The sequence below is a fragment of the Gaetbulibacter sp. NE genome, from assembly GCF_025548475.1.
Taxonomy (GTDB): Bacteria; Bacteroidota; Bacteroidia; order Flavobacteriales; family Flavobacteriaceae; genus Gaetbulibacter_B; species Gaetbulibacter_B jejuensis.
The window spans coordinates 26350-41971 of sequence record NZ_JAOQHY010000014.1; the positions used below are offsets into that span (position 1 = coordinate 26350).

Consider the following 15622-nt stretch of genomic DNA (forward strand, 5'->3'; position numbering starts at 1 on the left):
CTATGACTGAAAAGTTACGAATAGTATTTATGGGAACTCCAGATTTTGCAGTTGCCACTTTAAAAACTTTGGTTGAACACAATTACAATATTGTTGGTGTAATTACTGCACCAGACAAACCTGCTGGTAGAGGACGAAAACTAAACGAATCGGCAGTAAAGGTATATGCACAATCACAAAACCTTAATGTGATGCAACCTACAAATTTAAAATCTGAAGCTTTTCTAAATGAGTTAAAAGCACTAGATGCTAACCTTCAAATTGTAGTTGCTTTTAGAATGCTACCAGAAGTGGTTTGGAGCATGCCTAAATATGGAACGTTTAATCTCCACGCATCATTACTTCCTAATTACAGAGGTGCAGCTCCAATACATTGGGCTATTATTAATGGTGAAACTAAAACTGGTGTTACCACCTTTTTTATTGATGAAAAGATTGACACAGGAGCTATGATTCTTCAAAAAGAAACAACTATTTCTCCAAACGAAACTGTAGGTCAATTACATGACAAGCTAATGAGTATTGGTAGTGAATTGGTTATTGATACTGTTAAGCAGATTGAAAATAATGAAGTTTCTACAACTATTCAACCTAAAAATGACAACCTAAAAACAGCCTACAAGCTTAATAAAGACAATTGTAAGATTGACTGGACTATGCCTTTAGATGCTATTTATAACAAAATACGAGGTCTTAATCCGTTTCCTTCTGCTTGGAGCTTTTTAGAAAACAACGGAGAAACTGTTAGTGTTAAAATTTTTGAAGTTGAAAAGGAACATACAGCTCATTCAAATACCATTGGCTCACTAAAAATAAACAATAACAGCTTAAAAGTTTCAGTCAAAGACGGTTACATTATTATTAAAGAAATTCAGCTTCCAGGAAAGCGAAAAATGGATGTAAAATCATTAATAAATGGATATTCATTTAATGACGACGCTAAAGTGCTGTAAACCCTTATATTTACTGATATATTAAAAACATCGATAAAAAGCACCTTCTTTATTAACAAATTCTCAAAGTTATTAACAAAAAATTGCATTTCCCTTGCTATTACTTGCGTGAATGGATATTCCGTATAAATTTGTACGAGGATTAACAATAACGTTTAACCCAACTATTATTTTAATAATTAAAAATTTAAATTTATGAACAAAACAGATTTAATCAATGGAATGGCAGAAAACGCTGGAATTACTAAAGCTGCTGCAAAAAAAGCATTAGATTCATTATTAATTGATATCGAAGGATCTTTACAAAAAGGTAACAGAGTTTCTTTAGTAGGATTTGGTTCTTGGTCAGTTTCTAAAAGATCTGCTAGAGAAGGAAGAAACCCTCAAACAGGACAAACAATAAAAATAAAAGCTAAAAACGTAGTAAAATTTAAAGCTGGTTCAGATTTAAATAATGCTATCAACTAGTATTTTAATTTCTTTAAAAAAAGCCCACTCCCTAAAAGTGGGCTTTTTTGTTTTATAGAGTTTCCTAGTCAAAATGTTGGTTTTTATTAAAATATGTTTTAGTTTTAATACAAAATCATTTGCCTATGATTACTTTAAAGCCCGAAAAAGGATACTTACTCATTGCCGAACCTTCTATTATTGGTGACATGTCGTTTAACAGATCAATAATTTTACTTGCTGATCATGGAGATGAAGGCTCTATTGGTTTTATTTTAAACAAGCCACTGCAATACAAACTAAAAGACTTAATAACAGACACTGACGCCAATTTTAAGATTTACAATGGTGGACCAGTAGAACAAGACAACTTATACTTTATCCATAAAGTTCCTGACTTAATACCAGACAGTATTGAGATTTCTTTAGGAATATATTGGGGAGGAGATTTTGAAGTTGTTCTAGACCTTATTAATAATAACAAGCTTAAACCCTCTGATATTAAATTCTTTTTAGGTTACTCTGGTTGGGAACCTAACCAACTAGATATGGAGTTACAATCTAACTCTTGGGTAGTTTCAATGAACATGTATAAAAATGGTATTATTGAAAAAAGCTACGATAATTTCTTTTGGAAAGAGAAAATGCTAGAGTTAGGTGGTGACTATTCTATTTGGTCCAATGCACCTGAAAACCCTAGTTACAACTAAGATAGTCTTACCTTAATATTTAATTTTTCAACCAGTAAAGTAGCTACATCAGCTGTGAAACTTTTCTTTCTATAATTGGTTATAGGTTGAATTCCTGTGATTACGTTTGTTGTAAACAGCTCATCTGCTTTTTGAAGCTCAAAAGGAGAAATTGATGCTTCTAAAAGCTCGTAATCTTCTAGTTTTGCAATTATCTCAATAAGTTGTTTTCGCATTATTCCTTTTAAGCAACCATCTTCTAGTGGTGGTGTTTTAATGGTTTTACCTTTTACTAAAAATAGGTTTCCATTAAGTGCTTCAACTACATTTTTATTGGTATTAAGCAGTAAGCAGTTTTCAAAACTGTTTTCTTGAGCATAAATGCTTCCTAAAACATTAATGATTTTATTGTTTGTTTTTATAGCACTTAGTAAACCAGGAGACATATAGTAGTCTTTAAACAAATCGACAGTATAAGGTTTTGTATCTATAGTGTAAAACTCGTTTTCTAGTTCATCAACTACAATACTGTAATTTATTTTTTTAGTAATTGGTGTATACTTACCTCCTTCTCCTCTATCAATGTTTAATCTAACGCGAGCAGCAGACTTTGCTAAACCATTTACTGAAATTGTCTTGATAATTTCCTGCTCTAAAAATTCCATTGTAAACTCCATAGGAATTTCCATGCGCAGAATACGCATAGAAGCCATAAGTCTAAAATAGTGATCTTCCCAAAAAAATATTTTGGAGTGCACCACCTTTAATGTTTCAAAAAGTGCGTCTCCATACTTATAACCTCTATTTTCTAGTGTTATATTTACTTCGTTTTGGTCTAAAATAGTTCCGTTTAAATTAACCATAAAAAAAATCCCGATTAAAAATCGGGACAAATATATCAATTATAAAAGTGTTTGTCTAAGCAGAACCTAAAACTTGTTTTAAATCTGAAATTTGATTATCCCAAAGCATTTTGGCTTCGTCAATTTCATCTTCTTCAGTAAAATCTGTCACAATCAAAGACACGTCTTTAGTTATTTCATCTACTTGAATTTTAATTTCAAAAAAATATGATGCTCCATCTTCATCGTCACTCATCCATCTAAATTTTATACGCTCGCCACTTTTTTTACTTAACATTTTTGCTTTCTCCTCACTACCATCCCAAATAAAGGTATATATTTCTCCTCTAGAATTTACATTATCAGCAAACCATTCAGATAGTCCTGAAGGCGTTGAAATATATTGATATAACAACTGTGGAGAAGCGTGAATAGGGAATTCCATTTCAAACTTAATCTTTTCGTCCATAGGTAAATTTAATTATAGTGCTCAATATATACATTAATTGTTTAGTTTAAAAACTAATTTTTAAAAAATATTTTAAGTGTATTATGTTTGTTGACATTAATTTTGTTTTTATATTTGCAGCCGCATTAGAGCAAATGGCGAGGTAGCTCAGTTGGTTAGAGCGTCGGATTCATAACCCGGAGGTCTCGAGTTCAAATCTCGATCTCGCTACAGAATTTTAATTATTTGTAAATAAACGGTTTAGTTCGCGCTAAACCGTTTTTTTATGTGTATTATTTATGAATTAATTACCTTAAACTTTAACGCACTTTATTTTTTATATGAAAAGGGCACGATTTTAATACTAAAGTATTTAATCAAAAACTATAAATACTGTATAGCTTAAAAATAAGATTTTTACTACATTGCGACTCAAAACGATACCGCTTAAACTTAACACGTTTTAGTTAACATTAAACCTAAATTATCAAATGAAACAAACCTACTTATCACTTGCCCTATTTTTTTATTTATTCTATGCCAACACTGTTAATGCCCAAACCGATTTAATATACCATGTTGATTCTGGAGAAGGTATATTTACTACTCACTTAGATGGTACTTCAAAAAACTCATTAGTTTCTTACACAGCTAGCTCTTCTTCTTTAGCGCATGATGTTGAATTAGATGTTGCCAACAGCCATATATATGTGCTTGACTTTAATGGCAGAAACTTAATGCGATATGATCTAGATGGTAACAACTCTACACTTATTTACTCCTACTCAACAATACCAAGAGATATGGAATTAGATACCACAAACGGTATAATTTATCATACTGTAAATGGTGAAGTATTCTCAACAAATTTAGTGGGCAACAACAAAAACTCTCTTATAACATATACACCATCAGCTACTAATTTATTGGACGAACTAGAGTTGGATGTCAATAATAATCATATGTATCTTTTAGATGTTAATGGAGATCATTTAACACGATACAATTTAGATGGTAGTAATAGTACTCTTATATATAGCTATACAGGTGGCACACAATACCCTAGTGACTTTACTACAGACCTCGCTAATAATTTAATTTACCACATTAGTAGAGATTTTACCGCTGGAGAAATTTTTACAACAGATCTATTAGGGAACTCAAAAACTGTATTAACGACCTTTACTGCAGGTGCTTCGCTTTTATATGTTGATATTGAGTTAGATGTTGAAAACAACCATATGTATCTACTTTCAACAAATGGAGATTTACTGGATCGTTATAATTTAGATGGTTCTAATAAAACTACAATACAGAGTTATCCTGGTAGTTTCCCTAAAGATATTGTTATTTTTAAAGTTGATTCTACATTATCTTTAAATGACTCTGAAGTTTTTAATGAGACACTCTCTCTTTACCCAAATCCGTCAAGTGATTTTATTCAAATTATGAATATAGAATCGAAGCTTTCTTATACTATTTATAATGCATTAGGTGCAGAAATTGAAAAAGGTAGTATTACCAGTGAAGATCAAATTGATGTTCGAGGATTCGTAAATGGATTGTATTTTATAACATTTGAGAATGGGACAGCGCTTCAGTTTATAAAAAAATAAGACTTCTTTTGTCTTTTAAAGTCGAAAGCCACAACTAGTATACACGTTGTGGCTTTTGTTTTTATAGTTGTTTTTAAGAAGTAAGCTCTACAAATGCCCTCAGTATTACCCGCTCTAAAAAATTACGATTCAAGCTTCTTTGAGCTCATTTTAATTTTTTTTTTCCTATTAATAGAAAGTCCCTATACTATCCTAAGACAGGTGTGTTAATAGATTTTGTTGCAATAGTGTCTCTTCAATTTCTAATGTTTTAACATGCTTTACTTCACTGCTTATTTTTTACTAAATCACTGGAAGTTGTAGTAGATTAGGCATAAAAGATGGTTTGGTATTGGTGGTGACCTGGGTTTGTATTAAGGTTAATGCAAGGTAAACCCGAATAAAACCTGAATATCACCTAGAGTTAACACGCTATATATACACTATACCTATTGATTAACTCGCTAATTTTCATTACCTTATACGCATTATGGCACGACAAAAAGGCATATTGAAAATTAGTGGTACACTAGACGGTATTAATTATTACTTCATTAAAGGTGTTGGCTATGCTAGAAAGGCAGGTGGTGGTTTTAATAGCAAAGCTATACGTACACAACCCAACATGCAGCGCGTACGTGAAAACGCTAGTGAGTTTGGGCATTGTAGTCAAGTGAAAAAATGTTTGCGATTAGCTTTAATGCCTTTTTTACATGGGTATAAGGATAGTGCTTTGCATGGTAGAATGATGTCTTTACTGACCACACTAAAAGCTCTTGATTTGGTTTCGGAACGTGGGTTTCGACGTGTTGGTATTGGGTTACAAACTGCAAAAGGAAGAACCCTTTTGCGACAGTTTGCATTTACTCCTCATCACAAGTTGCTTGAAGCTGTTACAAAATATTCTCATTTTGATTGGACCTCACAAAAGTTATCTCTTTCTGATTTAAAGGTTAGCGATTTTAAGTCTCCTAAATCCGCTACTCACATTGGAATTAGTCTTGGCGTTATGGATTTTGACTTTGAAGGTTTAACCTCTTCATTAGAGGTTTCGCCCACACAATTTTTTGCTATTGACTCTGACTCCATCTCTTTTGAATTGATTCCTGAGATTGTTGTTGCTCCAACATATATTGGTCTTGTGGTTCTTGGTATACGCTATTATGAAGTCATTGACAATGAGGTTTATGCTTTGAATAGCCAAATTGGTGTAGGGTTGTTGGATGTTAGGATATAGTTATATAACTGTGAAGACTTTTGTTTGAGTCTGTTTTTTTTTAAATACACTACATTCCTCGGTTTTCTTATAGTATATTTGATTTTAAGTTAAAATACAATGAACATCTTATATCTACACGGATTAAATGGTAGTTTAAAACTAGAAAAGCGCAACATACTTGAGGCTTATGGAACTGTTATTGCGCCTTCTATTGATTATCAGAATAACTCTAATGCTATTTCATGGCTTTACGACTCATATGCAAACAAAAGTATTGATGTTGTTATAGGTAGCAGCATGGGCGGATTTGCAGGGTTTCACCTTAGTAAACTGATGCAAATACCAGCACTACTTTTTAATCCTGCCCTAGCCTCTAGATCTGTTGCGCAACAAACACCAAATACACCTTCTAATAATGGAAGTACTATTTCTATGGTGCTAGGTGCAAAAGATACTGTTATAAACCCCAAAGACACACTCAATTACATTGGTGAGCATCTTAATGCAGGACAGCCTATTGCTATTAAGATTCTTCCGCTTTTAGAACATAGAATCCCTGTTGCTGTTTTTGAGGAGGCTGTTGGATTGTTTATGAAAAGATTGGATAATTGATGTGCACAAAAAAAGAAAAGCAATACAAAGTATTGCTTTTCTTTTTTTGGAAATTTTAAACTCACACATATCATTTATCCAGTCTCAAAAACAGAATATCTATTTTGATTTTTTTGGTGGGTTATAATCACGTCCTTTACCTGAAGGTTTACCTGGGTTTTTACTTGGCCAATTAGGACTTACTTTTCCTGCTTTGCTAGTTTTAGATTTAGGTTTACTCATTGTCATCCTTTTTTTAGTTATTAATTTTCTTCTCTAGAATGCCAGTATTCGTCGTTATTTGGGTTTAACTGGTTGGCGTGATTGTCTAAATCTGCTTGTGTGTAATCATAATCTTTGTTTAATGACATCGTTTTTTGTTTTAAAATTAATACTCCTTGTTTAAAGCTCTTCAATTAAGTTTTTGCTTATAGTCCAAATTTCATCTTTTTATATTTTTCTTTTTACTATTTGTGACATACAGGTTATATTTGGGATAATATTACTTTGTTTTGTGACAGACTTTTTTCTCCTACTAGTTAATCATAAAAATTAGCCTATTATTTTTGAATATGAATTATCAATACGATTACATTTCATCATCAAATGAACTTGAATCTTTACAAGAAGATTTTGCAGTTTTATTTCTTGTTTGCCTCATTATATCAATTCTTTTTATACTCTTGCTTCTAAGAAACTGGTACAACCTTTATAAGAAACGAAGTTTTAGAAAAAAATATAATTCATTAAAAACTCAATTACTACAACTACAACCAATAGAGCAACAGCTAGCTAACAAAACCACAGAGGTTTTTCAACTTGAAAAACAACTAGAAGATTATAAAGAAAAGTTTTACAATACATTAAGTGAAAAAGACAAAGAAATAGCCTTAAAAAAAGAAGAACTTGATCATCAAAAAAATGCTTATGAAAATTACTTGAGATTCAAGAACATTGAACTTAACACCACACGATTAGGAGCCCATTTTTTAAAAAATATTATTAGTCAGATATATGAAGATTTAGAGGATACTGATATTAGCTATAGCTCCTTTTTAGGATTTCATTATAGATTTGGAAAAGTATCAAGTAAGTTACCTCCACTTAAAGCACTAAAACATATATTTAAACTCTTAGACTATAACGTGAACGCTTTAAACAAAAAAGATATTCATCTTAAAGAAGAACTAGAATATATAGATATGTTTTTGGAGTTAATAAAATACTTAAAACCACACACAAGCATTGAATTTAAAAACCAGTTAACTAAAAAACGTACCAAAGACATTGTTATAAAACCCACATTGTTATTTCCTTTTATAGAAAACGCATTAAAACATGGAAGTTTAAACAATGATGACTCTTTTATTAGTATTGTTCTTAAAGAAGATGATAACAATATGTTAAGTTATAGTTTAGTAAATAGTATTGAAGAACGAGAGGATTATAAAACTACATCAAAAAACAGTTTTGGTTTAACTGCTTTAAAACAGTTATTAGATGCCTATTACCCTAATAGCGAACTTTTAAATAAACCTTTGCCTAACAATCAATACCTTTCTGAGTTAACTATAAATCTAAGCTAAATGATAAAATATATACTGGTTGATGATGATTTAAAGACTTTAGAACGTGTAAAGTCTAAGATTGATAGTATTTCACAAGCCTATGACTTACAACACATAAAAAGTTATAGCAGCTCTAAAAACGCATTTGAAGAAGCTATACCTGAAGACTTTGACTTATTAATAGTAGATTTTAAAATGCCCGTTTATAACGGATTAGAACTAGCTCAAAAAATTGGGATACATAAAAAAATAATTTTTTTAACCTCTACCACCGACAACGAAAAAAAAGTCATTAACAATCTTAACATCACAGGATATTTAAGCAAACCTTTTGATGTTGAAGAATTTAAAACAATCCTTAAAAATAAAATTATAGGTAAGATACATAAAGATAGTACAACTTCTTTAAATACACCCATTACATTAAAAGTAGGTGTCAATAAGGACATTAGGTTTTTACCCGAGCAACTCTATTACATCAGCACATCAAGAAACAGAAGTGGAGAACAACCCAATAAAAATCATGTTCATTTTTATGGTAAGAATGATGAATTATTAATTAAAAACGTACGGGTTAGTATTAATGAATTAATTAAAAAAATAACGCCCTATCATTTTGAGAGAATTAACCAAAGTACTATTATAAACCTAGCCCATCTTAAAGAAAGAGATAATACAAATATTAGCCTTTATAATACACAAGAAACCTTTCATGTATCATCAAAAGAAAAATCTGGTCTTGTGAATAAAATAAGAAGACATTTAGGAATTTAATTTTTAATAATACTCCTTAACATAAATGCCTTATCAAATAAAGCCAGTTCTTTATGTAATTTATATTTCAGCAACACCTTTCTTAATAACTTTTATAGCTCTCATTCACTTAAACTTGTTTTTTGCCAACTTGGAAATCGTACAATTCTTACTACAGCATTTATATCTTCAACAATACGTTCAGCAACTATATGTGTTTTTTATGATGTATTAAGCACATTCTAGCTTTACTAATTCCATGAAATTTTAATTAATAATTTTAAAACCTAACAGGTCATTATTATATCTCTTAAAATTGAGGTTAAATAATTCTTTAACATTTAATGTATTTATTCAAAATTTCAATCACCACTATTTTTTTTAAAATTCTCTGCTTGCGAGAATATCTCTTCGTAGACTTCGTCTCGTTCTACTGGTGGATAGCCATGTTCATCTAATAGCAATATCAATCCCACTTTTAATGCCGCTTTTATATCTGCTCTTTTATTCCAATCTGGAAACTTAGCCTGACCATCTACCAAATCTTTCACGGCTTTAGCTAATTCTATTAGTTTGTCTTCTGGATAGGTAAAGTCATACTTTCTACACAATTCTAAAAGAATATCATAAAAGGCTTTTTCTTCAAAATCGATACCTAATTCATCCCCTGCATTAAACTCATCACGAACTTGCATTATCATTTTCGTTAGGGCTTCTGCCATTTCCTCGTAAACTTCACTACGTAGCACGTCATTTTCACTACGGTCATTATATCTTGCTACCAAAGCATCCATCTTCTTGGTGAAATCTACACCTTTGACTTTGTTTACCTTTTTTATCTCTCCAATTGCTTTAGCCAATAGCTTTTGAAGTAGTTTTATTTTAGTATTTGGTAGTTTAATCTTATCTATTTTGGCTAGATAGTCGTCATCAAAAATATCTTGCTCTGCTTCCATGCTATCCCCAAGTTTAAAGATTTCCTCTACACCATCACTTTGCAATGCATCTTTTATCATATCTCGTACTTTAGCGTTCATTTGAGCCGTATCTGGAGCATCTCCTTTAGTGAGCTTAAATACTATAGAACGTACCGCTAAATAGAAATGCGTATAATTTCTTTCTTCTTGGGTCAGTTTTTCGCTACCAGCACATATATCATAGGCTGCTTTTAGCCTTTTGACTAATCCCACAAAGCGAGTTTCAGCTTCTTTGGTTACTTGTGCAAATTCGGCTGCTAGGTTTAAGGTATTTAGTTGATCTAACGCTGTACCTTTAAAGTATTTAGAACTATCAAATTTATGGAAGAACTTCCCTAATAAATCTAAATGATTACGAACTACAATTAGGGATGCTTCTATATCTTCAAAGTTATTTTGGTCGCCTTTGCCGTACTTCGCCAAGGCTAAGTTCATTGCTTTTTTAATACCAATATAATCTACTACTAAGCCTTTATTCTTGCCTGCAAATTTTCGATTAACTCTAGAAATCGTTTGTATTAAGTTATGTTGTTGAATTGGCTTATAGATATAAATGCTATCCAAAAACGGCACATCAAAACCAGTGAGCCACATATCTACTACTAGCGCTATTTTAAAGTTGGACTTTTCGTTTTTAAATTGACGGTCTAATTCTTTTCGATACTCTTTAGTACCTAACATATTATACAGATCTTCTTCATCATCCTTACCTCGTGTCATAATCATTTTAACACGTTCCATAGGTTTTATTTCCTTCTTTTCCTTATCTGATAATTCTGCACCCTCTTCGGCTTGTTTTATTTCTGACCATTCTGGTCTGAGAGCAATTATGTTTTTATATAACTCATAGGCAATTGGACGTGTTGGACACACAAACATTGCCTTACCTTTTACCGTAGCTCCTTCTTCTACTCTATTCTCATAATGGTTTACAAAATCTACAGCTATTTTTTGTAGCACATCTGGGTCTCCCAAAATAGCATTCATATTTGCCGATTGCTTTTTGCTTTCCTCTATTTGATATTCATTAGCGCCAGCTTCGGCAGCTCCCTCATAGTATTGTTCAATTTTTTGAAGTTCACTATTATTTAAAATCACTTTGGCTGCTCTACCTTCGTAAACAATTCTTACTGTAATTTCATCCTTAACCGATTCGGTCATGGTGTAAGCATCAACCACCTTACCAAACACATCTAAAGTCGCATCAATTGGTGTACCAGTAAACCCTACATAAGTGGCATTAGGCAAAGAATCGTGCAGGTATTTCGCAAAGCCATAGGTTTTTTGAACACCTTTTTCAGTAATCTTAATTTTTTGGTCCAGATTGGTTTGACTTCTATGAGCTTCATCACTAATACAAATCACATTTGTTCGTTTAGTAAGTAAATCTAAATCTTCAGTAAACTTATGTATGGTGGTTAAAAACACACCGCCAGATTCACAACCTTGCAATAGCTCGCGTAAATGGCTTCTACTTTCTACACTTACAACACCATTATCACCTACATAGTTTTTAGCATTTGTAAATTGTGCTGAAAGCTGGTCGTCTAAATCGGTACGGTCTGTAATGAGTACAATGGTTGGATTTTTAAAGTACTCACTTTTCATAAGTAAGCGCGTTAAGAACAACATTGTAAAACTCTTACCGCAACCAGTAGCTCCAAAATAGGTACCTCCTTTACCGTTACCCTCTGGTTTTTGAGCTAGTTTTATATTATCGTACAAAGCTCTTGCCGCATAATATTGCGGATAGCGACATACTATCTTTTCATCTTTTTTACTACTGTCTGGTAAGTAAATAAAGTTGCGAATAATATCTCGCAAGCGGTTTTTGTGTAGCATTCCTTGCACTAAGGTAAACATGGAATCTATGCCATCTACTTCTTTGGCTAAACCTGCAATGCGTCGCCAAGCATAGAAAAACTCATAAGATGCAAAAAAAGACCCTGCTTTGTTGTTGACGCCATCTGAAATAACACAAAAGGTATTATAAATAAACAATTGTGGAATATCTCTTTTGTAACGGGTTGTTAATTGCACATAAGCATCATGAATGGTGGTATTTTCCTGAATTGCTGTTTTAAACTCAAACACAATCAAAGGTAAACCGTTGATATAGAGAATACCATCTGGTATACGTTTGTGAGAACCGACAATCTCTAGTTGGTTAACAAATTTGTAGATATTAGTATCAGAATAACTAGCTTCTGGTTCTGCAACTATGGTCTCTAAGTTATCACCCTGAACTTGTTTTTCTAGACCTGAATAGTCTATCAGGTTAATATAAATATCTTTTTGGGTTGGGTCTTCACGTTTTAAAATAAACCCATCAGATAACATTCGCATAAAGCGCTTATTACTTTCGTACAAGTCACTGGCAGGTAAGGTTTTTAATTGTAAAATAATACCCTCTATTTCTGTAGCCGTAATATGGTCCTTGGCATAACTTTGCTCTAAAAACTTGCGTAAATCATCTTCAATAATTACCTCATCATCAGCACGCTTAATGGTATTACCCAAATGATGCGGATACCCTTCGTTTGCCAATAACTCGGCAAATACATTTTCCAATTGTGCTTCTGTGAATTTTTGCATTTATTATAAATTACAATTGATCATAATAGGCTTTAATTTTAGCAGCCATTAATTTACGTCTTTCTATTAGAAAATCGTTATAATCTACATGTGTAGCTGTATAAATTGTGTTAGGTATATCATTGTGCCATAAGTTTTCTTCTAATCCATTTCTAGAATCTAGTGTACTAATATCATAAACCTTATTTAGAATTTGATCCTTAACCTTAGCCAGATAGTCTTGTGGTGTCATCATACCAACTTTGATATTAGTAGCCTGTTCGGTATAAACAAAATTGGCTACTTGGTTATACTGTTTTGGCAAATAACTGTTTTTAGATAAGTACTTTTTTGGGAAAATATGATGTACGTCTCCACGTTGCTCAATTAGACTACTAATTTTCATACTTTTTGATAAAAATGCAGGCGCATTGTTATAACATTGCGCTGCTAAATACACATTGTATGCATTGTTATTAATACTAGAAGACTCTAATTGATTTACTAAAGCAAATTCCCAAAATCCTTGACCTAAATGGTTTTGTTCCATTTGTTTTAAATATACCTCTATTCCTTTTTCATTAATTTGTTTGATATCTTCATCTATCATAGATTCAGCAGACCCAGAATAACGCCCAATTAATAGAGACAACACCAACCAACGCTTTACGTAATGCTGTATTTCAGACTCTGGCATACCTTGATGACGTAATTTCAAGTATAAAGCATACGAGAAGTTCAAACTGTTTTTAGAGGATATCAATTTCTGATTGATTAAACCAGCAGACTTTATCAGCATAATAAACCGTTGGTAACTCGTTTGGTTTACCACATCCATTAATCCTTCTGAAAGCATTTTGTAACTCTGTTCTGCTATTTCATTCTCGTAAGTTCTGGCTTCAAAATTACGACCAGATAATAAGGCTACTAAATCACTAAACTTACCACGACTAAACTTATAGGTGTACGCCACACGAAGTACATCTATATAATCTGGCACAAACAAATCGTCACTGCCTGTAGCCATCCACTTAATAGCTTTGTAATACTCGGTATTTGCAAAGTTTGTATCGTTATCTAATATGTGTTTGTTAAAATCTTTATCTACCAACAACCTACAAAAGTAATCGACTTGCTTACGCATTTTGTTACCTTCATGTACTTCATCTGACGCAATTTTAGACATTACAAAATCGGCATTACTCAACACCACACCTTTTTGGTTGATACGAATAAAAATATCTGTAACTGTGTCAATATCTAAAGAATGGTCTAACTCTATGATACCAACCTGTTTGGTTTTTATCCCTTTTAGTTTTTCAATCACCTTAATTACATTCCGTTTATCAGCTTCAGGATTTAAAGTCATATAATCATCAATGGCTTCAAATACTGAAATCTCATCATTGATGATTGGATTAATGTTGTTAATCCACTCTGGACTTTTTTCGAAAGCCTTATTTAGGACTTCAAATTTTTCGGTAAGCGGATTAAAAGCAATACGAATATTAATTTCCTTGTAGTTTTTATTTAACACCCTTTGGCCTACTACGGCAGCTGTTAAAGCCGTAATACGTTGTTGCCCATCAATGAGTACTTTTTTACCAGCTGATAATTCTCCATTTTTAAGCTTTACATCTGGGTTACGCCAAGTAATGATATAACCTACAGGATAGCCTTGATACAGAGAATCTATTAAATCTCTTACTTTAGAATTTTTCCAAACGAATGGACGTTGTATCTCTGGGATAGCAATTTCGCCAGATTTTATCCAGCTTAATAAAGTTTCTACAGGTTGTTGGTGGACTGAGTATTTTGCCATGAGTCTTTATAAATTAATCATTTTTATTTACTGCCATAAAATTATGTTTCCAGATATTAATGTTTTTATCTGGATATAGATATTCTACAACTTCAATAAAAATCTTATTAAAGTCAGTTTTAATATTATGCTCAACAATTTCAGCAAACTTATCTAGGTCATTTAGGTCTATATCATATTCTTTTACCAAAAAGTGACAATGCATACCACGTGTTTGTCCTCTGAACTTATCATTAAATTGAGCATGATTCTCAAACTTTACGGATAACTCCTCTACACGATCTTTATCTTTCCTCATTAGCTCTAATATGATTTTATATCTAGGATACTTTCCGGAAACTAAATCTTGCGCATCAATAGTTATAAAGGTATCTAAGTGGTTCTCTTCATCCCAAATATTCCGCCAATTTATATCACTTCCATAAGTTTGAAGTCCAAGCTTCTCTGCAATAAGCTGATATTGTGAAATTAAGTATCCATGTCCTTCAACTATAGTATCATACGCTTTATTAACCTGAATAGCGTTATTGAAAAAGAATTTTGCTGAATTATTCATTTTATAGGTTGTAGAAATATTTTCTATTGTGTTAAAAAAATCGGTAACATAACGTTTGTAAGCTTCATCTTTCAAACTATCAACATCAAGGATTTCTTTAACTTTAGAAATCCACTCCCAATGCGTAATGTTTATAAATTTACCCTGTACTTCAATAGGAATTGTGTGAGGCTTTAGGGTGAGTAATACTCCAACTTTTTTTGATTCATTAAGTTTAAAAAAAGTCCAATACTCTTTTAAGTCGTTATGTAGATTGTGATAAATTTTATTTTCGATAAGTATCGTATTAAGATTTAAATTGTCTTCTAATACAATATCTATTCTCCCTGTAGTTGTTGCTAACTCGGTTCTTACCTGAAATTGAGCTATTGATAGTTTTTTGGACGCCTTCTCTTCTATTAAATCGAGTAATGCATCTAAAAAAGCATGTTTTATAGGATTAATTTTACAGGATAAAAAATGCGCATACAAATTACTATTTATCGTTTCGTTATGCGATTTATTAATAATCTCTAAAAATCCAACATTCTGCTTTACAGTAGGTATCTCATTTTGGTTAAGAAAGGTTTGTAGTTGTTTTAAATTCAT

14 protein-coding genes and 1 tRNA gene are annotated in these 15622 nt (G+C 32.0%); 9 read left to right on the forward strand and 6 right to left on the reverse strand.

Translation table 11 applies throughout. The annotated features are described in order from the left end of the window. The first annotated feature begins 2 nt into the window (after positions 1–2). The 3 genes from fmt (at position 3) to OD803_RS13400 (ending at position 2110) form a co-directional block, all read left to right on the forward strand. A complete protein-coding gene (gene fmt / locus OD803_RS13390; RefSeq protein WP_262733842.1) occupies positions 3–953 on the forward strand; it encodes a methionyl-tRNA formyltransferase in 951 nt (316 codons plus the stop codon). Positions 954–1148: 195 nt separating this feature from the next. Next, positions 1149–1421 carry an HU family DNA-binding protein gene (locus OD803_RS13395; RefSeq protein WP_129761679.1) on the forward strand — a complete coding sequence of 91 codons (273 nt, stop codon included), beginning with the start codon at positions 1149–1151 and terminating at the stop codon, positions 1419–1421. A 125-nt stretch (positions 1422–1546) separates the two neighbouring features. Beyond that, on the forward strand, positions 1547–2110 hold the full coding sequence (locus OD803_RS13400; RefSeq protein ID WP_129761680.1) for a YqgE/AlgH family protein: 564 nt from the start codon (positions 1547–1549) through the stop codon (positions 2108–2110). On the opposite strand, the gene OD803_RS13405 is transcribed toward OD803_RS13400, so the two are convergent. Together OD803_RS13405 and OD803_RS13410 are read right to left on the reverse strand one after the other, a co-directional pair. Beyond that, a complete protein-coding gene (locus OD803_RS13405; protein ID WP_262733844.1) occupies positions 2107–2952 on the reverse strand; it encodes an aminotransferase class IV in 846 nt (281 codons plus the stop codon). The genes OD803_RS13400 and OD803_RS13405 overlap by 4 nt on opposite strands. 55 nt (positions 2953–3007) lie before the next feature. Then, positions 3008–3400: an START-like domain-containing protein gene (locus OD803_RS13410; protein ID WP_129761682.1), complete on the reverse strand. Its 393-nt coding sequence runs from the start codon at positions 3398–3400 to the stop codon at positions 3008–3010. A 136-nt stretch (positions 3401–3536) separates the two neighbouring features. Here OD803_RS13410 and OD803_RS13415 point away from each other — a divergent pair. The 4 genes from OD803_RS13415 (at position 3537) to OD803_RS13430 (ending at position 6805) form a co-directional block, all read left to right on the forward strand. Next, positions 3537–3610, forward strand: a tRNA-Met gene (locus tag OD803_RS13415). 260 nt (positions 3611–3870) lie between these two features. Continuing rightward, the gene (locus OD803_RS13420) at positions 3871–4995 is read left to right on the forward strand and encodes a T9SS type A sorting domain-containing protein (protein ID WP_129761706.1); all 1125 of its coding nucleotides are present in this window, start codon (positions 3871–3873) and stop codon (positions 4993–4995) included. Positions 4996–5464: 469 nt separating this feature from the next. Further along, positions 5465–6211, forward strand: coding sequence for a hypothetical protein (locus OD803_RS13425; RefSeq protein WP_262733845.1), 747 nt, complete (start codon positions 5465–5467; stop codon positions 6209–6211). Positions 6212–6310: 99 nt separating this feature from the next. Then, positions 6311–6805 (forward strand): YqiA/YcfP family alpha/beta fold hydrolase, encoded by a 495-nt coding sequence (locus tag OD803_RS13430; RefSeq protein WP_262733847.1) that lies wholly within the window; start codon positions 6311–6313, stop codon positions 6803–6805. Between the two features lie 99 nt (positions 6806–6904). Here the strand turns inward: OD803_RS13430 and OD803_RS13435 are convergent, their stop codons facing one another. After that, positions 6905–7027, reverse strand: a complete 123-nt coding sequence (locus OD803_RS13435) for a hypothetical protein (RefSeq protein WP_262733849.1) — start codon at positions 7025–7027, stop codon at positions 6905–6907. Between the two features lie 329 nt (positions 7028–7356). Between OD803_RS13435 and OD803_RS13440 the strand changes: the two genes are divergently transcribed. After that, on the forward strand, positions 7357–8370 hold the full coding sequence (locus OD803_RS13440) for a hypothetical protein (RefSeq protein ID WP_262733850.1): 1014 nt from the start codon (positions 7357–7359) through the stop codon (positions 8368–8370). After that, positions 8371–9126, forward strand: a complete 756-nt coding sequence (locus OD803_RS13445; protein WP_262733851.1) for a LytR/AlgR family response regulator transcription factor — start codon at positions 8371–8373, stop codon at positions 9124–9126. A gap of 341 nt (positions 9127–9467) precedes the next feature. On the opposite strand, the gene OD803_RS13450 is transcribed toward OD803_RS13445, so the two are convergent. The 3 genes from OD803_RS13450 to OD803_RS13460 are packed head-to-tail and all read right to left on the reverse strand — an operon-like array spanning position 9468 to position 15622. After that, positions 9468–12677, reverse strand: a complete 3210-nt coding sequence (locus OD803_RS13450) for a type I restriction endonuclease subunit R (RefSeq protein ID WP_262733853.1) — start codon at positions 12675–12677, stop codon at positions 9468–9470. Between the two features lie 10 nt (positions 12678–12687). Then, the gene (locus OD803_RS13455) at positions 12688–14478 is read right to left on the reverse strand and encodes a GmrSD restriction endonuclease domain-containing protein (protein WP_262733854.1); all 1791 of its coding nucleotides are present in this window, start codon (positions 14476–14478) and stop codon (positions 12688–12690) included. Between the two features lie 13 nt (positions 14479–14491). Beyond that, positions 14492–15622 (reverse strand): PD-(D/E)XK nuclease family protein, encoded by a 1131-nt coding sequence (locus tag OD803_RS13460; protein ID WP_262733855.1) that lies wholly within the window; start codon positions 15620–15622, stop codon positions 14492–14494.